The sequence below is a fragment of the Kitasatospora sp. NPDC001547 genome (genome assembly GCF_042894165.1).
In the GTDB taxonomy this organism is placed as follows: Bacteria; Actinomycetota; Actinomycetes; order Streptomycetales; family Streptomycetaceae; genus Kitasatospora.
Genome location: NZ_JBIAVL010000001.1, coordinates 635,464 through 657,317, shown reverse-complemented (window position 1 = coordinate 657,317; position 21,854 = coordinate 635,464). Strand labels below are relative to the sequence as shown.

The following is a 21,854-nucleotide window of genomic DNA, read 5'->3' as shown; positions in this document are numbered from 1 at the left end:
GGTTCCATCAGTCGGCGCGCCGGTAGCGGCGTGTCCTCGCTGCAAGGAGTCGCTCATGCGGCACCCCCCACCCCTCACAGCGCTGCTGGGCGGCGCGGTCCTCACCCTGGTGAGTGCCGTGTCCGCCGCGGCGGGTGCGGGCCCGGTCACCGCCGATCCGCCCGCTTGCTCCGTGGCCTACGCCACGGTCAACCAGTGGGACGGCGGCTTCCAGGCATCCGTCGCCATCACCAACAACGGTGCACCGACCAGCGGTTGGAGCCTCGGCTTCGACTTCGCCGGCGGCCAGCACCTCACCCAGGGCTGGAGCGCCAGCTGGTCCCAGTCCGGTAGCAGGGTCACCGCCGTCAACGAGAGCTGGAACGGCTCGCTCGGCACCGGCGCGAGCGTCACCATCGGCTTCACCGGCTCCTGGTCCGGCGGCAACCCCGCGCCGACCGCGTTCACCCTCAACGGCCTGGCCTGCTCCGCCGGTTCGGGCCCGTCCCCCAGCCCGACCGGCACCCCGACCCCGACCCCGACCCCGACCGGATCCCCCACCACCACACCCACCCCGCCCGTCGGCGCGCCCGTGCTCGGCGTCAGCGGCAACCGGCTGACCGACCCGGGCGGCACCACCCGCCGGCTGCTCGGCGTCAACCGCTCCGGCGGCGAGTTCATGTGCGTCCAGGGCCACGGCATCTTCGACGGACCGGTGGACGACGCGGCCGTCCAGTCCATCGCGGACTGGCGGGCCAACACCGTCCGCATCCCGCTCAACGAGGAGTGCTGGCTCGGCCTGGACAACATCCGGCCCGAGTACCGGGGCACCGCGTACACCGACGCCGTCAAGGCACTGGTGGCCCGCGTCCTCGCGCACGGGATGACCCCCGTGGTCGAACTCCACTGGACGTACGGCCAGTACACCGGCAACTCGGCGGGCTGCCCGGACGTGCACGCCTCCTGCCAGAAGCCGATGCCGGACGCCCGCTACGCCCCGGCCTTCTGGACCTCGGTGGCGAACACCTTCAAGGACGACCGCCGGGTGGTCTTCGACCTGTTCAACGAGCCCTACCCGGACCGGGCCACCAGCACCACCGAGCAGGCCTGGGCCTGCTGGCGCGACGGCGGCAGCTGCCCGGGCATCGGCTACGAGGTGGCCGGCATGCAGGACCTGGTGGACGCCGTCCGCGCCACCGGCTCGCGCAACGTCGTGCTCGTCGCCGGGATCGCCTACGCGAACGACCTGAGCGGCTGGCTCGCCCACGCACCCTCGGACCCGACCGGCGATCTGGCCGCCGCCTGGCACGTCTACAACTTCAACTCCTGTGCCAACGAATCATGTTGGACATCCACCCTGGCCCCGGTCGCCGCCCGCGTCCCGCTCGTGGCGGGCGAGATCGGCGAGAACACCTGCGGGCACGCGTTCGTCGACCGCGTCATGAAGTGGTCCGACGACCGCGGGCTCTCCTACCTGGGCTGGACCTGGAACACCTGGGACTGCTCCTCCGGTCCCGCCCTGATCAGCGCGTACGACGGCACCCCCACCGCCTTCGGCCTCGGACTGCGCGACCACCTTCGCGCCCTCGACGGACACTGAAAGGGACCCCCACCATGAGCCGCACCACCCACCCCGGCCTCAACCGGTTGCGCAGCAGCCGGACCGCCCTGCTCGCCGCCCTCGGCCTGCTGACCGCGACCGGCGCCACCGCCACCGTGCTGTCCACCTCGGCGGGCGCCGCCTCGGCCGGCTGCCGGATCGACTACCAGGTGTCCAACCAGTGGGACACCGGTTTCGGCGCCAACGTCACCGTCACCAACACCGGTGACCCGCTGAGCTCCTGGACCCTGGAGTGGACCTTCGCCGGCAACCAGCAGGTCACCCAGGGCTGGAACGCGGCCATCGGCCAGTCCGGCGCCGCCGTCACCGCCCGCAACCTCTCGTACAACGGCAGCCTGGCGACCGGCGGTTCCACCTCCTTCGGCTTCAACGGCTCCTACAGCGGCGCCAACCCCGTGCCCACCGCCTTCAAGCTCAACGGCGTGGCCTGCAACGGCTCCACCACGACGCCCACGCCCACCCCCACCGGCACGCCCACCGCCTCCCCGACCGGTACGCCGACCACCCCGGCCGGCACCCGCGTCGACAACCCGTACGCCGGCGCGAAGGTCTACGTGAACCCCGAGTGGTCCGCGCACGCCGCCGCCGAGCCCGGCGGCGCCAAGGTCGCCGGCCAGCCCACCGGCATCTGGCTGGACCGGATCGCCGCGATCGCCGGCGCCAACGGCAGGATGGGGCTGCGCGCCCACCTCGACGAGGCGCTGCGCCAGAAGGGCGGCGGCGAGCTCGTCGTCCAGCTGGTGGTCTACGACCTGCCCGGCCGGGACTGCGCCGCGCTCTCCTCCAACGGCGAGCTCGGCCCGACCGAGATCGACCGGTACAAGAAGGAGTTCATCGACCCGATCGCGGCCATCCTCGCCGACCCCAAGTACGCGGGCCTGCGGATCGTCACCACGGTCGAGCTCGACTCGCTGCCGAACCTCGTCACCAACACCACGCCGCGGGCCACCGCCACTCCCGCCTGCGACGTGATGAAGGCCAACGGCAACTACATCACGGGCATCGGCTACGCGCTCAAGAAGCTGGGCGCCATCCCCAACGTGTACAACTACGCCGACGCCGGGCACCACGGCTGGCTCGGCTGGGACGACAACCTCGGTCCGTCCGCCGAGCTGTTCAAGCAGGCGGCGACCGCCGAGGGCTCCACCGTCGCCAACGTCCACGGCTTCATCGTCAACACCGCGAACTACAGCGCGCTCAAGGAGGACAACTTCACCGTCGACGACAGCGTCAACGGCACCTCCGTCCGCCAGTCCAAGTGGGTCGACTGGAACCGCTACGTCGACGAGCTCTCCTACGCGCAGGCGCTGCGGAGCAAGCTGGTCTCGCTGGGCTTCGACTCCAGGCTCGGCATGCTGATCGACACCTCGCGCAACGGCTGGGGCGGCGCCGCCCGTCCGGCCGGGCCCGGGCCGAAGACCACCGTCGACGCGTACGTCGACGGCGGGCGCTACGACCGGCGGCTGAACACCGGCAACTGGTGCAACCAGGCGGGCGCGGGCCTCGGCGAACGGCCGCAGGCCGCCCCGGCCCCGGGGATCGACGCCTACGTCTGGATGAAGCCCCCGGGCGAGTCGGACGGGGCCAGCAAGCTGATCCCGAACAACGACGGCAAGGGCTTCGACGGGATGTGCGACCCGGCGTACACCGGCAACCCGAGGAACAACAACCACATGTCCGGTGCGCTGCCGGACGCGCCGCTGTCCGGCGAGTGGTTCTCCGCCCAGTTCCAGGAGCTGCTGAAGAACGCCCATCCGGCGCTGTGACGCGGCGTTGAACGCCCCGGCCGTCCGGAGCCGCGCCTGGCTCCGGACGGTCGCCGGTCAGGAGGACCGCCGGTCAGGAGGACTGCCGCACCACCAGCTCCGTCGGCAGCACCAGGCGGGACGGCTCCGCGTCCTCCCCGGCGATCTGCCGCAGCAGGAGCCCGGCCATCGTGCGGCCCATCCGCTCGATCGGCTGGCGGACGGTGGTCAGCGGCGGGTCGAGGTGGCGGGCCACCGGCGAGTCGTCGACGCCCACCAGCGCGACATCGCCCGGCACCTCCAGGCCCCTGGCCCGGAGGACGGCGAGGGCCCCGACCGCCATCAGGTCGGAGGCGGCGAACACCGCGTCCAGGTCGGGGCGGCGCTCCAGCAGTTCGCGCATCGCCCGGCGGCCGCCGTCCTCCGTGAAGTCCCCGGTGGCGACGAGCCGTTCGTCCTCCGGCAGTCCGGCCGCCGCCAGCCCCTCGCGGTAGCCGGCCAACCGGCCCTCGGCCGCGTCCATGTCGAGCGGACCGGTGATGGTGGCGATGCGGCGCCGCCCGCGCCCGGCCAGGTGGTCCACGGCCGACCGGCCGGCCCCCACGTTGTCGGAGTCCACGTACGCCACCGGTTCCCGCGGCGAGCGGCGCCCGTTCAGCACCACCGGCAGGCCCAGCGCGCGCACCTGGTCCGGCAGCGGGTCGTCCCGGTGGACGGACACCAGCAGCACACCGTCCACCCGCTGGGCCGCGAGGTACTGCTCGAAGCGCTGCCGCTCCTGCTCGGTGCGGATCAGCGTGAGCAGCAACTGCTTGTCGGACGCCGCGAGTTCGGCGCTCACCCCGCGGATGATGTCCAGGAAGTACGGCTCCGCGAACAGCCGCGCCTCGGTCTCCGGCACGACCAGCGCGACCGCGTCGGTCCGGCTGCCGGCCAGGGCCCGGGCCGCCCGGTTGGGCACGTAGCCGAGCTCCGCGACGGCCCGGTCGACCGCCTCCTTCGCCTGCTCGCTGACCCGCGACGAGCCGTTGATCACCCGGGACACCGTGCCGCGCCCGACCCCGGCCCTGGCCGCGACCTCCTCCAGGGTCGGCCTTCCGGTCTGCCGTCCGCCCACCGCCCACCCGCCTTCCGTCGCCGCCATCGGTCTCACGCCCTCCTGGCAGGCGATCGTAGGTCACCAGGGTGGAGCACCGCCACGGACCGTCCGGACCGGGTGGGCGCCGACCCCGCGCGCGGCCGGCCGATCGGCAGCCACTCCCGGGGCAGTTCGGCTTCTTCCCTTGACACCGGATCAGCTGAGGAAGGAACCTTCGGTCAGGACGTGGGAGCGCTCCCACGCCTCTTTCCGGGAGCCGCCACCGGTGAGCCCCGGCAGCGCCCGCCCCCGGACCGGCGGTTTCCTCCGCAACGCCCTGGACAACACCTTCACCGTCAGCGTGGTCTCCACCCACCCGAACGCCGAACCCCTCACCGTTGGAGTGATCCGTGCCCGTGCCCCCCTCCCGTCCCCACCCGACCTCCACCGCCCCGCCCCGGTTCCCGGCCGGATTCCTCTGGGGCGCGGCCACCTCCGCCTACCAGGTGGAGGGCGCCACCGCCGAGGACGGCCGCACCGCCTCGATCTGGGACACCTTCTGCCGCACCCCCGGCAAGGTCTTCCAGGGCCACACCGGCGAGGTCGCGGTCGACCACTACCACCGCTTCCGCGAGGACGTCCGGCTGATGGCCGGGCTCGGGCTGACCGCCTACCGCTTCTCCGTCTCCTGGCCGCGCGTCCAGCCCACCGGCCACGGCCCGGCCGTCCAGCAGGGCCTGGACTTCTACCGCCGCCTCACCGACGAGCTGCTCTCCGCCGGGATCACCCCCGTCGCCACGCTCTACCACTGGGACCTCCCGCAGGAGCTGGAGTCGGCGGGCGGCTGGCCCGAGCGCACCACCGCCGAGCGGTTCGCCGAGTACGCCGGGCTGGTGGGCGAGGCACTCGGCGACCGGATCGGCCACTGGACCACCCTCAACGAACCCTGGTGCAGCGCCTTCCTCGGCTACGGCTCCGGCGTCCACGCCCCCGGCCGCACCGACCCGGTGGCCGCCCTGCGCGCCGCCCACCACCTCAACCTCGGCCACGGCCTGGCCGTCACCGCGCTGCGCGGTGTGCTGCCCGCCGACGCGCAGCTGTCCGTCTCGCTCAACCTGCACGCGCTGCGCCCGCTCACCCCGTCGGCCGACGACCGGGACGCCGTGCGCCGGATCGACGCCGTCGGCAACCGGGTCTTCCTCGGCCCGATGCTGGAGGGCGCCTACCCGGAGGACCTGCTGGCCGACACCGCCCACCTCACCGACTGGTCCTTCGTCCGGGCCGGCGACGAGAAGGAGATCCACCAGCCGGTGGACTGGCTGGGCGTCAACTACTACACGCCCACCGTCGTCTCCGCGACCCCCGAGGGCACCGCCCCCGCCCGCGCGGACGGCCACGGCGGCGGCACCGCCTCGCCCTGGCCGGGCGCGGACCGGGTCGGCTTCCACCCGGCACCGGGCGAGCGGACCGCGATGGACTGGGCCGTCGACCCCTCCGGCCTGTACGAGCTGCTGACCGGCCTCGCCCGCCGGTACCCCGACCTGCCGCTGGTGGTCACCGAGAACGGCGCCGCCTACCAGGACGAGGTCGGCGAGGACGGCACGGTCCACGACCCGGAACGCGCCGCCTACCTCCACGCCCATCTGGCGGCGATCCACCGCGCGACCGCGGACGGCGCGGACGTGCGCGGCTACTTCGCCTGGTCCCTGCTGGACAACTTCGAGTGGGCGTACGGCTACGCCAAGCGCTTCGGCCTCGTCCACGTCGACTACCCGACCCAGACCCGCACCCCCAAGACCAGCGCCCACTGGTACGCCCGGGTGGCCCGGACCGGCGAGCTGCGCCCACCGGCCGAGGGGTAGCCCTCCGGACCGGCGCAGGCCCCCGTCCGCACGGGACGCGGGGCCTGCGCCGGGGCCGCTACCGGGCGCCCGGCTCGGGGACCGGGACGATCCGCTCGAAGAAGTACTCGTGCTTGAGGAAGGAGACGTCGTACTCGTGACCCGGGTACGGCGGGATCAGCTGCGCGGCCTGGAACAGCCGCCAGCCGTCCAGCAGCGCCTCCACCCCGCTCCCGTACGGCGGTTCGTCGCTGTCGCCGGTCGTCGGCGAGGTGCGGCCGGTGCCGTCGTAGCGCGTCCAGCCGACCACCTCCGAGTCCAGCCGGGAGTCGGCCAGGTACAGCACCAGCACCTGCTGGCGCGGTACGGCGGCCTCGCCGGTCCGTGCGGTCCGTGCGGTCGAGGTCGTCGCGGTCGTCGTAGTCGTCATGCCGCCGTCTCCTTCGGGCGGTTGGAGACCCTGGTCACCCAGTGGTCGAGGTCGTAGCCCGGGTCGCCGGTCAGCTCCCGCCACAGCAGGATGCGGTTGTACCGCTCCAGCCGGCCGGTCGCCCACTCGTACCAGGGGAAGACCGCGTCCAACTCGGTTTTCACCCGCGGGTCGTGGAGGTCGGAGGTGTCCCAGAGCAGTCGCTGGCGGACCCTCGGATTGAAGCGGATCTTGAACATGTAGCGGACGGTGTCGCTGTCGTTGCGCCGGCCGCCGTGCCAGAGTCCGTGGTGCAGAAACACCACCGTCCCCGCGGGGCAGACCAGGCGGTCCTGGCCGCGCAGGTTCTGGTAGCGGCCGGTGTCGGACTCGTTGGTCCGCCGCAGGTGGCTGCCCGGCACACTGAGCGTTCCGCCCATCTCCAGCGTCACGTCCTGCGGGTAGTACATCAGCTGCACGTCGAACGCGTCCGGCCGGACGTCGATGATCGCGTCCGCGTGCAGCGGCTGCGCCGAGCCGCCGTGCGGCTCGCGGATGTGCACCGCGTGGTGGTCGACCCACGGCTCCGGTCCGACCAGGCTGTCCAACGCGCCCGCCACCTGCGGCAGTTCCAGCAGGCGACGGACGAACGAACCCTCCGCGTACGCCTCGGGCACCGGCGTTCCGTACGGCACGTCCGGCAGGCCCGCCGCCAGGACCGCGAGGCCCTCGGCGTTCATCTCCGCCGGGACCACGGCGTCCAGCCGCAGCGACCCCCGTGCCACGAAGCGCGCCATGCGCACCGACGACAGCAGTTCTCCCGTTTTCTCCATGGCCGCCACGCTAGGTCCGGCCGGCGCACCACCGCGTGGGCCGGGTTCACCCTCCGGTGGTCCGTTTTCACCGTCCTCCGCGCGTGGTAGAACTCGTGGCCATGCGCACAGTCCTCGCCCGGCTCGACGAGCCACCGACCCTCGCCGGCGTCGGCATCGGCGTGCACGGACCGGCCGGCCACGTGGACGTGTTCTCGCTGCCGGACCTCTGGCAACTCCATCTCTACGACTACCACGCCGACCTGACGGTGGACGGCACCCCGTACAGCATCCGTCCCGGCCGGGTCAGCCTGGTACCGCCCGGTTCCGACGTCCGTTACCGCTACCGGGGCCGCTCCGAGCACTTCTACGTCCACCTGCGCCTCGGCACCGCCGGCACCCCGCACCGGATCCCCGTCATCCAGCCCGCCGGGCCCGAACTCGACCCGCTCACCGCCCGGTTCCGTCAGGCGCTCGCCGCCTGGCCGCGCACGCCCGCCCGGGCCGCCGCCGAGATCTGGTCCGCGCTGTGGCGGATCGCCGTGCTCGCCCCTCCCGGCGAGCCCGGCACCCCGGCCGTCCACCCTTCGGTCGCCTCCGCCACCGCCCTGATCGAGGCCCGACTCGCCGAACCCCTCACCGTGCCCGAGATCGCGCGCGCCGCCGGCGTCTCGCACAACCACCTCACCCGGCTGTTCCGCGCCGCCACCGGCGAAACCGTCGTCGGCTACATCCGCGCCCGCCGGATGGAACGCGCCCGCCACTTCCTGCGCGCCACGACGCTCTCCATCCCCGCGATCGCCGCCTCCGTGGGCATCCCCGACCTGCACGCCTTCAACAAGGCCTGCCGGCGCGAACTCGGCGCCTCCCCCCGCGCCGTCCGCACGGCCCGGAGCCGTCCGGACGACCCGCCCGCCCGGTAGCCGCGCGCCCGGTGGGGCGGCCCCGGAGTCGAGGGCCGCCCCACCGGGCGCTTCGAACGGGCGGGCGGCGACGCCACGCGGGCGTCGGTTCCCGTCAGTAGCCGTAGATCATCTTGTAGGCGACCTCGGGCAGGAACTGTCCGGCGGTGGATCCGGCGCCGACGCCGCAGTTGCCGTCGGACTCGCCGGGTGCCTTGATCCACAGCAGCATCTCGGCACCGCCGCCGAGCTGCGAGGGCCGGCCGATCCGCCGCCCCGCCGGGTTGCACCACGCCCCGTTGGAGCCGTTGCCGTTGCGGCTGGTGTCGATGACGTATGGCTTGGTGAAGCCCTTGGCGGCCCTCAGGGCCGCGTTGACGGCGTTGCCGTAGGCGGTGTTCTCGGAGGTGGTGAGGTAGTTCGACACGTTCAGCGAGAACCCGTGCGCCCCGCTCACCCCGGCTGCGGCCAGGTGCCGGGCCATGGTGTCGGCGCTCAGCCAGCCGGGGTTGCCCGCGTCGAGGTAGACCCAGGTGTTCGGGGCCTTGGTGTTGAACTGCGCGATGGCGTCGCTCAGCAGGGCGTTGCGCTCGGTGATCTGGGCCGGGCTCATGCAGCTCTCGTCGCCGAGCGAGTCGGGTTCGAGGACGACCACCGCCGGCCGGCTGCCGATGCCGCTCGCGAAGGCGGCGATCCAGGTCCGGTAGTCGGCGGCGCTGCCCGCCCCGCCGCCGGACTGGCCCGCGCAGATGTCACGGTTGGGGATGTTGTACGCCACCAGGACGGGCAGCTTGCGCTGGGCGGCGGCCGCACCGACGAAGGAGCCGGTGGCCGTCCCGATGGTGCCGCTCCAGTTGCCGAACCAGCGCGCCGTCGGCACGTCGGCGATCGAGGACCGGATCGCGGGGGCGCGGCCGTCGCCCGGGTTGGCGTCGACCCACCGCCGCGCGGAGGAGTCGGGGTCCACGTAGAAGCCGCTGGTCATCGTGGTGGGGTCGGCCGCGTGGGCGGCCGCGGGGTGGAGCGTGAGGAGGGCGGTGCTCAGCACCGGGGCCAGGAGCAGGGAACGGGTACGGCGCGAACGGAGCATGGTGCTTCCTCCACGGGTGGGGGTTTGGGGGGAGGATGGAAGCGCTTCCGGTTCCCAGATGATTGGGGCTTTCCGGACGGCCTGTCAAGACGCCGCCCGCACAAGGCCCTTGTTTCGGGGCTCGCCTGGCAGCGGCGGCCTGCCCGCCCATGCGGAGCGGGGCCGGACCGACCGCCGCCCGGCCTGGAAGCGCTTCCGGTCCGTCGAGCGAGCGGCTTCGGGTCGAATTCACCCGCCGGCGGCGGCACGTCCGTGGAACGATGGTCCGCAGAACGCCGCGACGGCAACGGGAGGATCGGCGATCGCGATGGGGACGTCTCCACGACGCCGGCCGACGCTGGACGAGGTCGCCGCCCGGGCCGGTGTCTCCCGCACGGCGGCGTCCCGGGTGATCAACAACGTGCCGCACGTGAGCGCCGCCAAGCGCGCCGCGGTGGAGCGGGCCGTCCGCGAGCTCGACTACACGCCGAATCCGACCGCCCGGGCGCTGGCGACCCGGCGCGCGGGGGCGGTCGTGCTGGCGGTGGCCGGCGACGAGCCCGGCCTGTTCGCCGACCCGTTCTTCGCCGAGGTGACGGTGGGCGTCAGCTCCCACCTCGACCGGACGGACCTCGAACTGGTCCTGCTGCTGGCCGACACCCCGCGCGGCAGGGAACGCCTGGAGCGCGTCCTGAGCTCCCACCGGGCGGACGGCGTGATGCTGATGGCGGTGCGCGGCGACGACCCGCTGGGCCGGCTGGCCGAGCAGACCAGCCTGCCCGTGGTCTTCGGCGGCCTGCCCCTGACGGGCACGCCCCGCTGGTACGTGGATCCGGACAACCGGGGCGGCGCGCGGCTGGCCGTCGAGCACCTGGTGCGCGGCGGGCGCCGGAACATCGCGATGATCACCGGACAGGTCGACCTCCAGGCCGCCGTCGCCCGCGAACAGGGCTTCCGCGAGGCACTCGTCCTGGCCGGCCGGTCCGACGCCGGCGTGGCGACCGGCGGCTTCACCCGGGCCGGCGGTGAGGCCGCGATGGAGCGGCTGCTCGCGGACCGTCCGGACATCGACGCGGTGTTCGCGGCCAACGACGGCATGGCCCTGGGAGCGCTGCGCGCCCTGCGCCGACACGGCCGGCGCGTGCCCGAGGACGTCGCGGTCGTCGGCTTCGACGACCTCGCCGACGCCCTGTACGCCGATCCGCCGCTGACGACCGTTCACCAGCCGGTGCGCGCGCTCGGGCTGGAGATGGCCCGGATGCTGGTGGCCGTCCTCGACGGCCAGGACCCGAGCCCCCTCGTCCTCCCCACCCGCCTGACCGTCCGCGACTCCGCGCCCCCACCCGCCTGACCGTCCGCGACTCCGCGCCCCGCCCGCGGACTGGCCCGGCCGGCGGCCCGCCCGCGCGGGACGGTCGAACGGCCCCAACTCCCCTGCTGCCAGAGCTCTTGACAGTCCGTCCCGGAGGGAGCAGGGTTCCCCCTTGGGAGCGCTCCCACGCCTCCGGCGGACGCTCCCGGGCCGCCGGGGCGAGTCCACCCCGGCCCCCTGCGCGTCCTCACCCACCCCTCACGACCGCTCGCGGCCCCGCTCCCGGCATCACGAGCGCGGCCCACCCCCGCGCGTCCCGCTACCGCCCCTGGAGAACCCCATGTTCCTGCGCAGCCGTTCCCGCAGAGCCCCCGCCCTCCTGTCGGCCGCCGCCGTCACCGCGGCCCTGGTCACCGGCTGCTCCTCCGGAGGGTCCGGCTCCGGCTCGGACGACCCGAACGCGAAGATCACGCTCACCGTGGGCGACTTCGGCACCTTCGGCTACAAGGACGCCGGGCTCTTCGACGAGTACATGAAGGAGCACCCGAACATCACCGTCAAGGAGAACGCCACCACGGTGGAGGGCGACTACTGGACGGCGCTGCAGACCCGGCTGTCGGGCGGCGGGCTCGACGACATCCAGGCCCTGGAGGTGAGCCGGATCGCGCTCGCCGCCTCCGACCAGCTCAGCGCCGCCTTCACCGACCTGTCGAAGGCCCCGGGCGTCGACAAGGACGCCTACCTGCCGTGGAAGTGGAAGCAGGCGACCACCGCCCAGGGCAAGACCGTCGGCCTCGGCACCGACGTCGGCCCGATGGCGATCTGCTACCGCCAGGACCTCTTCGAGGCGGCGGGCCTGCCCGGCGACCCCGCGTCGGTCGGCGCCCTGTGGGCGGGCGACTGGGCCAAGTACGTCGAGGCCGGCCGCCGGTACCAGGCCAAGGCCCCCCAGGGGACCTTCTTCATGGACACCGCCACCGGCTTGTACAACGGCGTGGTCTCCTCCGACACCGAGCAGTACTACAAGAACGGCAAGGCCGACTACCAGGGCTCCGCCGGTGTGCGGAAGGGCTGGAAGCTGGCCTCCGACGCCGTCCAGGCCGGCATCACCCAGGGGCTCAAGGAGTTCGACACCCCCTGGCAGACGGCCTTCTCCAACTCCACGTTCGCCACCACCGTCTGCCCGTCCTGGCAGCAGGCCAACATCGAGAAGTACTCCGGCCCGGGCAACGCCGGGAAGTGGAACGTCGCGCAGGCCCCCGCCGCCGGGAACTGGGGCGGCTCGTTCCTGACGGTGCCGGCCTCCGGCAAGCACGTCGCCCAGGCCCAGGCGCTGGCCGCCTGGCTCACCGCGCCCGAGCAGCAGGCCAAGGTCTTCCAGAAGGTCGGCAACATCCCCTCCAACCAGAAGGCGTACGCGCTGCCGGGCGTCACGGACTTCACCAACCCGTACATCGGCCCGAACGCCCCCACCGGTCGGATCTTCTCCACCGCCGCCAAGGCCATCCAGCCGGCCGAGACCGGGCCGCACCACGGCGACTTCCACGGGGCGTTCGGCAACGGCGTGCAGCTGATGGAGCAGAACCACCAGAGCCCCGAGGAGGCCTGGGCCGCCACCGTCAAGCAGCTCGCGAGCACCGTCCAGTAGCCGCCGGGCCCCGGCCGTACGGACCGCGCGGCCCCCGCCCCGGCGCGGTTCCGTACCGCCGCCACTCCCCCGGGCCGTCCGTACGGCCGCCACCCCCGAACGACCGAGACCGACCGACCCCCTGTCCACGAACGACGCGACGACCCCAGCCGGCCGTCGACCCGGCACGGAGGAACTTGTGGCCACCCCGACCCGCACCCCCCGAAGAGACCCGGCCGACCCACCCGCCCCGAGCCCGCCGGAGCGCCGCGCGGAGCCGACCGGCCTGCGCCGCCGGCTGCGCCGCTGGGACCACACCGGCTCGCCGTACGTGTTCGTCGCGCCCTTCTTCGTGGTGTTCGCGGTCTTCGGGCTCTTCCCCCTCGTCTACACCGGCTGGCTGTCCCTGCACCAGGTCAGCCTGTACAACGTGGACCGGACCGACTGGGTCGGTCTCCAGAACTACCAGGACCTGCTGTTCGGGCCGGCGAGCGAGCTCTTCTGGAACGCCCTGCGCAACACGGTCAGCCTCGGCGTGCTGTCCACCGTCCCCCAGCTGCTGATCGCGCTCGGCCTCGCCCACCTGCTCAACTACCGCCTCCCGGCCCGGGGTTTCTTCCGCACGGCGCTGCTCGCGCCGTACGCGACCTCGGTGGCGGCCGCCACGCTCGTCTTCGCGCTGATCTTCAGCCCCGAGGGCGGCATGGCCAACTGGCTGCTCGGGCTGGTGGACCTCGGGCCGGTCCGCTGGGAGTCCGGCACCTGGAGCTCCCAGTTCGCCGTCTCGGTGATCGTCATCTGGCGCTGGACCGGCTACAACGCGCTGATCTACCTCGCCGCGATGCAGGCTGTCCCCCGCGAGCTGTACGAGGCCGCCGCGATCGACGGGGCCAACCGCTGGCGGCAGTTCCGCCACGTCACGATCCCCGAACTGCGCCCGACCATCCTGTTCACCGTCGTCGTCTCGTTCATCGGATCGACCCAACTCTTCGGCGAGCCCTACCTGTTCGGCGGGCAGAGCGGCCACCAGGGCGGCACCGACCACCAGTACGAGACCCTCGGCATCCTCATGTACGACCAGGGCTTCCACTACAGCCTGCTCGGACGCGCCTCGGCCATCGCCTGGCTGATGTTCGGCCTGCTCCTGCTGGTCGGACTGGCCAACACGCTGATCGCCCGCCGCCTGCGCGCCGCCAAGTGACCGGGAAGGACGACTCCATGACCACCATCCCCGCCCCCGCACCCGCACCCGCCGCCGGCCGGCGGGGCGCCGGGCGCCGGAGCCGGCTGCGCTCCCCGGGCGCGGGCGACCAGCACCGGGCCGGGCCGTTCGCCCTGGCGGCGCTGGTCGTGGCCGCCCTCGTCTCGCTGTTCCCGCTGTACTGGACGCTCGTGGCGGCGTCGACCGACAGCCACCGGGTGGTCTCCACGCCCCCGCCGCTCCTGCCCGGATCGAACCTGTTCCACAACATCGGCTACGTGTGGGACAACGCCGGAGCGCGCGGCATGGGCGTCGCGCTGCTCAACTCCACCCTGGTCGCCGGCACCGTCGCGCTCAGCACGGTGGCGTTCTCCGTGCTGGCCGGCTTCGCGTTCGCCAAGCTGCGCTTCCGCGGCCGCGGGGCGCTGCTGTCCCTCGTCGTCGCCACCATGGCGGTGCCCGCCCAGGTCAGCGTGGTGCCGCTGTTCATCCTGATGCGGCACCTGGGGCTCGGCAACCATCTCGGCGCGCTCGTCCTGCCCTCCCTGGTGACCGCCTTCGGCGTCTTCTTCATGCGCCAGTACCTCACCCAGGCCCTGCCCACCGAACTGCTGGAGGCGGCCCGGGTCGACGGCGCGCACTCGCTGCGGGTCGTCTGGCACGTCGTCCTGCCGGTCGCCCGGCCCGCCATGGCCGTCCTGGGGATGCTCGTCTTCGTCCAGTCCTGGAACGACTTCCTGTGGCCCGTCATCGCGATGAACGGCGCCACGAACCCGACCGTCCAGGTCGCCCTCGCCGGGCTCGGCACCGGCTGGTCCACCGACTGGTCCGTCATCACCGCCGGCGCGCTCGTCGGCACCGCGCCGCTGCTCCTGGTCTTCACCGTCTTCGGCCGCCAGATCGTCGGCGGCATCACCCAGGGCGCCCTGAAGGGCTGACCGGCCGCACCGGCCCCGGCTCCGCGGGCGTGCGCGGGGCCGGGGCCGGGGCGGGTGACCAGCACGCCCGGCGGTCGGCAGCGCCGGGCGGTCAGCGCCGGCGCGCGGTGATCAGGCGCTGCAGGACGATGAAGACGAACAGCAGGGCGCCGATGACGATCCGGGTCCACCAGGAGCTGAGCGTGCCCTGGAAGCTGATCACGGTCTGGATCAGCCCGAGCACCAGCACACCGAGCACGGTGCCGAGCAGGTAGCCGGAGCCGCCGGTGAGCAGGGTGCCGCCGATGACGACCGCGGCGATCGCGTCCAGTTCCAGGCCGACCGCGTGCAGGCCGTAGCCGGAGAGCATGTAGAAGGTGAGCAGGACACCGCCGAGCGCGGAGCAGAAGCCGCTGATCGCGTACACGGTGGTCTTGGTCCGCTGGACCGGCAGGCCCATCAGCAGGGCGGACTGCTCGCTGCCGCCGAGCGCGTACACGTCGCGGCCGAGCCGGGTGTAGTGGAGGACCACGAATCCGGCGGCGACCACCAGCAGGGCGATCACCGCGCTCGGTGAGACGAACACGCTGCCGAGCGGGATCCGGGTCTGCGCCATGGCGGTGTACTGCGGGTCGGTGATGGAGATCGAGTCGATGCTGATCGTGTAGCACAGGCCGCGGGCGAGGAACATGCCGGCCAGGGTGACGATGAACGGCTGGATCTCGAAGACGTGGATGACCCAGCCCATCAGCCAGCCGCCGCCGGTGCCCATCAGCAGGACCAGCGGGATCACCAGCAGTGGTGGCCAGCCGTGCTGTTCGACCAGCCAGGCGGAGACCACGGTGGACAGCGCGACCACCGCGCCGACCGACAGGTCGATGCCGCCGGTCAGCACGACGAACGTCATCCCGACCGCGACGACCAGCAGGAAGGCGTTGTCGATCAGCAGGTTGAGCACGACCTGGCCGGAGAGGAACCCGTCGTACTCCACCGAGCCGGCGCCGAACATCGACACCAGCAGGACCGCGGTGACCAGCAGCGGGACCTGCCGGCGGAGCCGGGCCGACAGGGCGTGGGCGTTGGCGTTCATTCGCCGACCTCCCGGGTGGTGGGGGCCGCGGGGTGCGACCGGGCGGTGTGCCGGGGCCGGGCTCGGCGACCGGCGAACTTGGCACGGAAGGCGGGCGACTGGACCAGGCAGACGGTGATCACCACGAACGCCTTGAACACCAGGGTGGTCTCCGGCGGGATGCCGACGGTGTAGACGGTGGTGGAGAGGGTCTGGATGATCAGCGCGCCGAGCACGGTGCCGCCGATCGAGAACCGGCCGCCGTTGAGCGAGGTCCCGCCGAGCACCACGGCGAGGATGGCGTCGAGTTCGATCCACAGGCCGGCGTTGTTGCCGTCCGCCGCCGAGACGTTGGACGAGACCATCAGCCCGGCGACCGCCGCGCACAGCGCGCTGAAAACGTACACCAGGCCGACCAGGCGCACGGCCCGGATGCCGACCAGCCGGCTGGCCACCGGGTTGCCGCCGACCGACTCCAGCAGCAGGCCGAGCGCGGTGGACCGGGTGAGCAGCGCGGTGAGCAGGACGACCAGGCCGGCGAGCAGGATCGCGAACGGCACGGTCAGCCAGTAGTCGCCGCCGATCAGCTTGTAGGGCTCGCTGGTGACGGTGATGATCTGGCCGTCGGTGACCAGCTGGGCCAGCCCGCGCCCGGCGACCATCAGGATCAGGGTGGCGATGATCGGCTGGACGCCGGCCCTGGCCACCAGGACGCCGTTGACGAGGCCGAGCACCAGGGCGGTGCCGAGGGCGTAGCCGACGGCGGTCAGCACGGTGCCGACGCCGCCCGGGTCGGCGGACCGGCTGATGTGCAGGCAGGCCAGCGCCCCGGAGATCGCGACGGTCGAGCCGACCGACAGGTCGATGCCGCCGGTGGCGATCACCAGGGTCATGCCCAGGGAGACCAGGATCAGCGGGGCGCCGAAGTGCAGGATGTCGACCAGGGAGCCGTAGAGGTGGCCGTCCCGCAGGTGGACGGCGAAGAAGTCGGGGGTGAAGGCGAGGTTGGCGACCAGGAGCACGGCCAGCACCGCGGCCGGCCAGAACAGCCGGTACCGGGTCACCGCCTTCGCCGGGCTCGCCGCCGTTGCCGTGCTCATTGCTCCGCTCCGCTCGCGATGGTGGCCATGACGCGCTCCGGGGTGAGCTCGCCGTCGTTGTCCAGCTGGGCGACCATCCGGTGGTCGCGCAGCACGCCGACCCGGTGGCTGAGCCGCAGCACCTCCTCCAGTTCGGCGGAGACGAAGAGCACCGCCATGCCGTCCTCGGCGAGCTTCGCCACCAGCTTCTGGATCTCGGCCTTCGCCCCGATGTCGATGCCGCGGGTCGGCTCGTCCAGGATCAGCAGCTTGGGGTCGGTGATCAGCCAGCGGGCGAGCAGCACCTTCTGCTGGTTGCCGCCGCTGAGGTTGCGCACCAGTGCCTCGGGGTTGCCGGGACGGATGTCCAGGGCGCGGATCCAGCGCACGGAGAGTTCGTCCTGCGCGGTGCGGGACAGCGGACGGGTCCAGCCCCGGGCCGCCTGGAGCGCCAGGACGATGTTCTCCCGGACGGTCAGTTCGCCGACCAGGCCCTCGGTCTTGCGGTTCTCCGAGCAGAACGCGATGCCGTGGGCGATCGCGTCGCGCGGTCCGCGCAGTGCGGTGTCGGCGCCCTCGATCCGCAGCGTGCCGCCGTCGCTCCGGTCGGCGCCGAACAGCAGCCGGGCGGCCTCGGTCCGTCCGGAGCCCAACAGCCCGGCCAGTCCGACCACTTCGCCCGACCGGACGGTCAGGTCGTACGGTTCGACGGCGCCCCGCCGGGTCAGCCCCTCGGCTTGCAGGAACACCGCCGCGGTGGCCGGTGTGGTGCGTTCGCGCCGCTTGCCGCCACCGAGCCGGTCGAGTCCGGCGAGCTCGGCGCCGATCATCCGGGAGACCAGCTGGGCCTGGTCCAGTTCGCTGGTCAGGTACTCGCCCTCGAGCCGGCCGTTGCGCAGCACGGTCATCCGGTCGCAGATCTCGTAGACCTGGTCGAGGAAGTGCGAGACGAACAGGATGGCGACTCCCTGGTCGCGCAGCCGGCGCATGACGGCGAAGAGCTGGCGGACCTCGTCGCGGTCGAGGCTGGAGGTGGGTTCGTCCAGGATCAGCACCTTGGCGGAGACGTGCACCGCGCGGACGATGGCCACGAGCTGCTGGACGGCGATGGAGTAGCTGCTCAGCGGCGCGCTGACGTCGATGTCCAGGTCCAGCCCGCGGACCAGCTCGGCGGCCCGGCGGCGCAGCGCGCGCCAGTCGATCAGACCGAACCGGCGGGGCTCCCGCCCGATGAGGACGTTCTCCGCGACCGACAGGTTCGGGCAGAGGTTCACCTCCTGGTAGACCGTGCTGATGCCGGCCTGCTGGGCCTGCGCCGGTCCGGCGATCCGCACCGGTCGGCCGGCGAGCAGCACCTCGCCGCCGTCGGCCGGGTGGACTCCGGTGAGCACCTTGATCAGCGTGGACTTGCCGGCGCCGTTCTCCCCCATCAGGGCGTGCACCTCGCCGGGGAAGAGCCGGAAGTCGACCCCGTCCAGCGCCACCACCCCGGGGAACTCCTTCCGGAGCCCCCGGACTTCCAGGACCGGTTGCTGCCGCACCCCGGTTCTCCTTTCGTGTCTCCCGGACCGCGGACCGCCGGAGGGCGGTCCGGTCCGGGCCGTGCGGGGCCGTGCGGGGTCGGCCCTCGGGAGCGGCCCCGCACGGATCGGCGGGTCAGTACTGGCGGTTCGGCAGGGCCGCGGTGGCCTGCTCGGGGGTGAAGGTCCCCTCCTCGGTCTTGATCCGCCGGGGCACCTGCTCACCCGCCTTGACCTTCTTCACCAGGTCCATCAGCTGGTCGCCGAGGAGCGGGTTGCACTCGACGTCGTAGTTGATCTTGCCCTGGCTCATCGCGGTGAAGGCGTCCTTGACGCCGTCCACGGAGACGATCTTGATGTCGGTGCCCGGCTTCTTGCCGGCCTCCTCGATCGCCTGGATCGCACCGAGCGCCATGTCGTCGTTGTGCGCGTACAGCACGTCGATCTTCGGCTGGGACTTCAGGAAGGCCTGCATGACCTCCTTGCCCTTGGCGCGGGTGAAGTCACCGGTCTGCGAGGCGACCACCTTGAACCTGGGCTGCCCCTTCACGGCGTCCGCGAAGCCGGACTTGCGGTCGTTGGCCGGCGCCGATCCGGTGGTGCCCTCCAGCTGGACGATGTTCACGTCACCGTCGCCGGCCGCGTACTCCTTGACCAGCCAGTCGCCGGCCGCCTTGCCCTCCTCGACGAAGTCCGAGCCGAGGAAGGAGGCGTAGAGCGACTCGTCCTTGGAGTTCACCGCGCGGTCGGTCAGGACGACCGGGATGTGCGCGTCCTTGGCCTCCTTCAGAACGGTGTCCCAACCCGACTCCACCACCGGCGAGAAGGCGATCACGTCGACCTTCTGCTGGATGAACGAGCGGATCGCCTTGATCTGGTTCTCCTGCTTCTGCTGCGCGTCGGAGAACTTCAGCTCGATCCCGGCCTTCTTCGCGGCCTCCTGGATCGACTTGGTGTTGGCGGTGCGCCACCCGCTCTCCGCTCCCACCTGCGAGAAGCCCACGACGAGCTTGCCGCCGGAGGCCTTGCCGGCGGAGCCTCCGCCACCGGATCCACAGGCGGTGAGGAGGGCGACCATCGTGCCGGCGACCAGGGCCGCCGCAACTCTCTTGGACATGGGGGGACTTCCTCTCGGGATCGTCGATCGCTCGATTGTTAGCGCTAACATTCGACTCGACAAGATTCACCGCAGCCCGTTATCCAATCTTGACCAGCCCCGACAGCGCCCGGCCGCCCCGCCCGACAGTCCGTCAACACCGGTTCCGCCAGGACGCCCCACACGAACTGACGTGTCGTCAATTCCTGTCGCCTCACCGCACCTTGACGCGCCCGGCGGACGGCTGGCTTCATTGGGGGCACTGGGAGCGCTCCCACGGTCCACGCGCTCCCGCGCCCCCGACTCCCCACCCCCGAAGGAAGGCCCCACCCATGCCTCCCCTCCTCCCCGGCCGCGGGCTGCCCCGGCGCGCGGCCGCCGCACTGGCCGGTCTGGCCCTGGCCGCCGGCGGGCTGACCGCCACCGCCTTCGCCCCGCCCGCCACCACCGCGGCAGCGGCCACGGCCACGGCCACCACGGCCGCCGACTTCCCCGTCCGCGTGAACCAACTCGGCTACCTCCCGGACGGGCCCAAGCGGGCCACCGTGGTCAGCTCCGCGACCGCCCCGGTCCCCTGGCGGCTGCGCGACGCCTCCGGCGCGCAGGTCGCCGCCGGCACCACCACCGTGCACGGCGCCGACCGGGCGTCCGGCCAGTCCACGCACCTGGTGGACTTCGGCGCCTACACCGGCACCGGCACCGGCTTCACCCTGGTCGTGGACGGCGGCGCGAGCCACCCGTTCGACATCTCGGCCTCGCTGTACGACGGGCTGCGCGCCGACAGCATGTCGTTCTTCTACCAGCAGCGCAGCGGCATCGCCATCGACGCGGCGCTGGCCGGCAGCGCGTACGCCCGCCCCGCCGGCCACCTGGGCGTGGCGCCGAACCAGGGCGACACCGGCGTGCCGTGCCAGGCCGGGGTGTGCGACTACCGCTCGGACGTCCGCGGCGGCTGGTACGACGCCGGGGACCAGGGCAAGTACGTGGTCAACGGCGGCATCGCGACCTGGGAGCTGGTCGACTCCTTCGAGCGGGCGCACCGTGCGGGCGCCGACGCGGCCCTCGGCGACTCCACCCTGCGCGTTCCCGAGCGCGGCAACGGGGTGCCGGACGTCCTGGACGAGGCCCGCTGGGAACTGGACTTCCTGCTGCGGATGCAGGTCCCCGAGGGCAGGCCGATGGCCGGCATGGCCTTCCACAAGCTGCACGACGCCCAGTGGACCGGCCTGCCGACCCGGCCCGAACTCGACGACCAGCCGCGCGAGTTGCACAAGCCGTCGACCGCCGCCACGCTCAACCTGGCCGCCGTCGGGGCGCAGTGCGCCCGGGTGTACGCCCCGTACGACGCCGCCTTCGCCACCCGCTGCCTGGACGCGGCCCGCCGCGCCTGGACGGCGGCCAGGGCCAACCCGGACCTCCTCGCCCCGGCGAGCGACAACACCGGCGGCGGCGCGTACGAGGACGCCGACGTCTCCGACGAGTTCTACTGGGCCGCGGCCGAACTCCTCGCCACCACCGGTGAGTCGCAGTACCGGGACGCGGTCACCTCCTCCCCGCACCACACGAAACCGGTGGACGGGTTCTGGTGGGGCGGCACCGCGACGCTCGGCCGGATCACCCTGGCCACCGTCCCCGGCGTGGCCCTGCCCGCCGCCGACGTGGCGCGCCTGCGCGGCCTGCTGACCGCGGCCGCCGACAGCCACCTGGCCACCATGGCCGGACAGGGCTACGCGGTGCCGATCGCCGCCGACGGCTACGTCTGGGGGTCCAACAGCTCGGTCGCCAACAACGCGATGGTGCTGGCCGTGGCGTACGAGCTGACCGGTGCCGCGCGCTACCGGGCCGGCGCCCTGGAGGCGATGGACTACCTGCTCGGCCGCAACGCGCTGGACCACTCGTACGTGAGCGGCTACGGCGAGCGGGCCTCGCAGAACCAGCACCACCGGTTCTGGGCGCACCAGAACGACGCCGCACTGCCGCACCCGCCGGCCGGCTCCTTCGCGGGCGGCCCGGACGCGGCCCTGGAGGACCCGGTGGCGAAGGCCAAGCTGACCGGCTGCGCACCGGCGGCCTGCTACGTCGACGACATCGGCTCGTACTCGACCAACGAGGTGGCGGTCAACTGGAACGCCTCGCTGGCCTGGCTCGCGGCGTTCGCCGCCGAACGGCGGACGGCGCCGACCCCGCCGACGGCGTCCTGCGCGGTGGCGTACAAGGTCGACAGCGCCTGGAGCGGCGGGTTCACCGCGACGGTGACGGTACGGAACACCGGCACCGCCACCGTCTCCGGCTGGACCGTCGGTTGGAGCTTCCCGGGCGACCAGCGGATCTCGACCGGGTGGAACGCGACGGTCACCCAGTCCGGCAGCGCCGTGAGCGCCCGGGACGCCGGCTGGAACGGCACCCTGGCGCCCGGGGCGAGCGCGAGCTTCGGGTTCCAGGCGACGTCCGCCGCCGACCCGGCGCCCTCCCGCTTCACCCTGAACGGCGCCGCCTGCGCCTGAGCACCCCCGGACGCGCCCGCCCGCCGCACCGTCACGGTGCGGCGGGCGGCCCGCGCGGTCACGGCCGGACCGG

Annotated in this window: 17 protein-coding genes; 9 read left to right on the top strand and 8 right to left on the bottom strand. The window is 72.9% G+C overall.

The genetic code is table 11. The features are described from left to right. The first annotated feature begins 55 nt into the window (after positions 1 to 55). A complete protein-coding gene (locus ACFY0X_RS02640; RefSeq protein WP_387747987.1) occupies positions 56 to 1,579 on the top strand; it encodes a cellulose binding domain-containing protein in 1,524 nt (507 codons plus the stop codon). A gap of 14 nt (positions 1,580 to 1,593) precedes the next feature. Further along, positions 1,594 to 3,366 (top strand): glycoside hydrolase family 6 protein, encoded by a 1,773-nt coding sequence (locus ACFY0X_RS02635; RefSeq protein WP_387747985.1) that lies wholly within the window; start codon positions 1,594 to 1,596, stop codon positions 3,364 to 3,366. Between the two features lie 73 nt (positions 3,367 to 3,439). On the opposite strand, the gene ACFY0X_RS02630 is transcribed toward ACFY0X_RS02635, so the two are convergent. Then, positions 3,440 to 4,489, bottom strand: coding sequence for a LacI family DNA-binding transcriptional regulator (locus tag ACFY0X_RS02630; RefSeq protein ID WP_387747983.1), 1,050 nt, complete (start codon positions 4,487 to 4,489; stop codon positions 3,440 to 3,442). 344 nt (positions 4,490 to 4,833) lie between these two features. Here ACFY0X_RS02630 and ACFY0X_RS02625 point away from each other — a divergent pair, with 344 nt between their 5' ends. Next, positions 4,834 to 6,285 carry a GH1 family beta-glucosidase gene (locus tag ACFY0X_RS02625; protein WP_387747981.1) on the top strand — a complete coding sequence of 484 codons (1,452 nt, stop codon included), beginning with the start codon at positions 4,834 to 4,836 and terminating at the stop codon, positions 6,283 to 6,285. Positions 6,286 to 6,343: 58 nt separating this feature from the next. Here the strand turns inward: ACFY0X_RS02625 and ACFY0X_RS02620 are convergent, their stop codons facing one another. Both ACFY0X_RS02620 and ACFY0X_RS02615 read right to left on the bottom strand, forming a co-directional pair. Next, positions 6,344 to 6,694, bottom strand: a complete 351-nt coding sequence (locus tag ACFY0X_RS02620) for a hypothetical protein (protein WP_387747979.1) — start codon at positions 6,692 to 6,694, stop codon at positions 6,344 to 6,346. Further along, entirely contained in the window at positions 6,691 to 7,506 is an 816-nt protein-coding gene (locus ACFY0X_RS02615) for a phytanoyl-CoA dioxygenase family protein (RefSeq protein WP_387747977.1), read from the bottom strand. Before ACFY0X_RS02615 ends, ACFY0X_RS02620 begins: the two co-directional genes overlap by 4 nt. Positions 7,507 to 7,607: 101 nt before the next feature. Between ACFY0X_RS02615 and ACFY0X_RS02610 the strand changes: the two genes are divergently transcribed. Further along, a complete protein-coding gene (locus tag ACFY0X_RS02610; protein WP_387747975.1) occupies positions 7,608 to 8,408 on the top strand; it encodes a helix-turn-helix domain-containing protein in 801 nt (266 codons plus the stop codon). Between the two features lie 94 nt (positions 8,409 to 8,502). Here the strand turns inward: ACFY0X_RS02610 and ACFY0X_RS02605 are convergent, their stop codons facing one another. Then, positions 8,503 to 9,477, bottom strand: a complete 975-nt coding sequence (locus tag ACFY0X_RS02605; protein ID WP_387747973.1) for a glycoside hydrolase family 6 protein — start codon at positions 9,475 to 9,477, stop codon at positions 8,503 to 8,505. 307 nt (positions 9,478 to 9,784) lie between these two features. Here ACFY0X_RS02605 and ACFY0X_RS02600 point away from each other — a divergent pair, with 307 nt between their 5' ends. The 4 genes from ACFY0X_RS02600 (at position 9,785) to ACFY0X_RS02585 (ending at position 14,534) form a co-directional block, all read left to right on the top strand. After that, the gene (locus ACFY0X_RS02600; RefSeq protein WP_387747971.1) at positions 9,785 to 10,807 is read left to right on the top strand and encodes a LacI family DNA-binding transcriptional regulator; all 1,023 of its coding nucleotides are present in this window, start codon (positions 9,785 to 9,787) and stop codon (positions 10,805 to 10,807) included. A 301-nt stretch (positions 10,808 to 11,108) separates the two neighbouring features. Continuing rightward, positions 11,109 to 12,416 carry an extracellular solute-binding protein gene (locus tag ACFY0X_RS02595; protein ID WP_387747969.1) on the top strand — a complete coding sequence of 436 codons (1,308 nt, stop codon included), beginning with the start codon at positions 11,109 to 11,111 and terminating at the stop codon, positions 12,414 to 12,416. 178 nt (positions 12,417 to 12,594) lie between these two features. Further along, the gene (locus tag ACFY0X_RS02590; RefSeq protein ID WP_387747967.1) at positions 12,595 to 13,596 is read left to right on the top strand and encodes a carbohydrate ABC transporter permease; all 1,002 of its coding nucleotides are present in this window, start codon (positions 12,595 to 12,597) and stop codon (positions 13,594 to 13,596) included. A gap of 17 nt (positions 13,597 to 13,613) precedes the next feature. Further along, positions 13,614 to 14,534, top strand: coding sequence for a carbohydrate ABC transporter permease (locus ACFY0X_RS02585; RefSeq protein ID WP_387747965.1), 921 nt, complete (start codon positions 13,614 to 13,616; stop codon positions 14,532 to 14,534). Between the two features lie 91 nt (positions 14,535 to 14,625). On the opposite strand, the gene yjfF is transcribed toward ACFY0X_RS02585, so the two are convergent. The 4 genes from yjfF to ACFY0X_RS02565 form a co-directional block, all read right to left on the bottom strand. Beyond that, the gene (gene yjfF, locus ACFY0X_RS02580) at positions 14,626 to 15,603 is read right to left on the bottom strand and encodes a galactofuranose ABC transporter, permease protein YjfF (RefSeq protein ID WP_387747963.1); all 978 of its coding nucleotides are present in this window, start codon (positions 15,601 to 15,603) and stop codon (positions 14,626 to 14,628) included. Next, positions 15,600 to 16,682 (bottom strand): ABC transporter permease, encoded by a 1,083-nt coding sequence (locus tag ACFY0X_RS02575; protein ID WP_387747961.1) that lies wholly within the window; start codon positions 16,680 to 16,682, stop codon positions 15,600 to 15,602. Before ACFY0X_RS02575 ends, yjfF begins: the two co-directional genes overlap by 4 nt. Continuing rightward, on the bottom strand, positions 16,679 to 18,202 hold the full coding sequence (locus ACFY0X_RS02570; RefSeq protein WP_387747959.1) for a sugar ABC transporter ATP-binding protein: 1,524 nt from the start codon (positions 18,200 to 18,202) through the stop codon (positions 16,679 to 16,681). Before ACFY0X_RS02570 ends, ACFY0X_RS02575 begins: the two co-directional genes overlap by 4 nt. A 115-nt stretch (positions 18,203 to 18,317) precedes the next feature. Next, positions 18,318 to 19,298 carry an ABC transporter substrate-binding protein gene (locus ACFY0X_RS02565; RefSeq protein ID WP_387747957.1) on the bottom strand — a complete coding sequence of 327 codons (981 nt, stop codon included), beginning with the start codon at positions 19,296 to 19,298 and terminating at the stop codon, positions 18,318 to 18,320. Positions 19,299 to 19,609: 311 nt separating this feature from the next. On the opposite strand from ACFY0X_RS02565, the gene ACFY0X_RS02560 reads away from it, so the two are divergent. Further along, a complete protein-coding gene (locus ACFY0X_RS02560) occupies positions 19,610 to 21,781 on the top strand; it encodes a glycoside hydrolase family 9 protein (RefSeq protein ID WP_387747955.1) in 2,172 nt (723 codons plus the stop codon). Positions 21,782 to 21,854: the final 73 nt, after the last annotated feature.

What these genes read in the sequence shown, in the direction of transcription:
- ACFY0X_RS02640 (WP_387747987.1), top strand. Translation starts at nt 56, where the DNA reads ATGCGGCACCCCCCACCCCTCACAGCGCTGCTGGGCGGCGCGGTCCTC.
- ACFY0X_RS02635 (WP_387747985.1), top strand. Translation starts at nt 1,594, where the DNA reads ATGAGCCGCACCACCCACCCCGGCCTCAACCGGTTGCGCAGCAGCCGG.
- ACFY0X_RS02630 (WP_387747983.1), bottom strand. Translation starts at nt 4,489, where the DNA reads ATGGCGGCGACGGAAGGCGGGTGGGCGGTGGGCGGACGGCAGACCGGA.
- ACFY0X_RS02620 (WP_387747979.1), bottom strand. Translation starts at nt 6,694, where the DNA reads ATGACGACTACGACGACCGCGACGACCTCGACCGCACGGACCGCACGG.
- ACFY0X_RS02615 (WP_387747977.1), bottom strand. Translation starts at nt 7,506, where the DNA reads ATGGAGAAAACGGGAGAACTGCTGTCGTCGGTGCGCATGGCGCGCTTC.
- ACFY0X_RS02610 (WP_387747975.1), top strand. Translation starts at nt 7,608, where the DNA reads ATGCGCACAGTCCTCGCCCGGCTCGACGAGCCACCGACCCTCGCCGGC.
- ACFY0X_RS02605 (WP_387747973.1), bottom strand. Translation starts at nt 9,477, where the DNA reads ATGCTCCGTTCGCGCCGTACCCGTTCCCTGCTCCTGGCCCCGGTGCTG.
- ACFY0X_RS02600 (WP_387747971.1), top strand. Translation starts at nt 9,785, where the DNA reads ATGGGGACGTCTCCACGACGCCGGCCGACGCTGGACGAGGTCGCCGCC.
- ACFY0X_RS02595 (WP_387747969.1), top strand. Translation starts at nt 11,109, where the DNA reads ATGTTCCTGCGCAGCCGTTCCCGCAGAGCCCCCGCCCTCCTGTCGGCC.
- ACFY0X_RS02585 (WP_387747965.1), top strand. Translation starts at nt 13,614, where the DNA reads ATGACCACCATCCCCGCCCCCGCACCCGCACCCGCCGCCGGCCGGCGG.
- yjfF (WP_387747963.1), bottom strand. Translation starts at nt 15,603, where the DNA reads ATGAACGCCAACGCCCACGCCCTGTCGGCCCGGCTCCGCCGGCAGGTC.
- ACFY0X_RS02575 (WP_387747961.1), bottom strand. Translation starts at nt 16,682, where the DNA reads ATGAGCACGGCAACGGCGGCGAGCCCGGCGAAGGCGGTGACCCGGTAC.
- ACFY0X_RS02565 (WP_387747957.1), bottom strand. Translation starts at nt 19,298, where the DNA reads ATGTCCAAGAGAGTTGCGGCGGCCCTGGTCGCCGGCACGATGGTCGCC.
- ACFY0X_RS02560 (WP_387747955.1), top strand. Translation starts at nt 19,610, where the DNA reads ATGCCTCCCCTCCTCCCCGGCCGCGGGCTGCCCCGGCGCGCGGCCGCC.